Source organism: Cognatundibacterium luofuense (assembly GCF_018139685.1).
Lineage (GTDB): Bacteria > Pseudomonadota > Gammaproteobacteria > Burkholderiales > Burkholderiaceae_D > Undibacterium > Undibacterium luofuense.
This window is the reverse complement of the sequence record NZ_JAGSPN010000285.1, coordinates 1-364: the sequence shown is the minus strand read 5'-3', so window position 1 is coordinate 364 and position 364 is coordinate 1. Positions and strand designations below refer to the sequence as shown.

Genomic DNA, 364 nt, shown 5'->3' with positions numbered 1-364 from the left:
GTATTGTTTCGTGATCAGCGTCAGGATTTAGTCAACGCCAGTAATTTGAGAAACGACTTGCGTATATTTACTTTTGATCATGATGCATCTGCGTTTGGGCAAGGTGGAGCACAAATAAAGAATGTCGAGTTTAACGATGTGCATGGCAATCCGTTAAATTGGGTAGTGGGTGGCGAAGTCGTCACTTTAAAAATATTTGCGCAGGCGCATCAGGAATTAGTCAACCCTATCATAGGGTTTTCCATTAAAGATCACAGAGGGCAGGCGTTGTTCGGCGATAACACCTATTTGAGCTACGCAGACGCATCTCTTTCTTGTGAAGCGGGAAGTGGTCTGGACGCTGAATTCAGGTTCGCTATGCCTA

At 44.8% G+C, this 364-nt stretch carries 1 protein-coding gene; it reads left to right on the top strand.

The genetic code is table 11. From position 1 onward, the window contains the following. The coding region (locus KDM89_RS20435) for a Wzt carbohydrate-binding domain-containing protein (protein ID WP_212689696.1) at positions 1-364 on the top strand (364 nt) is incomplete at both ends.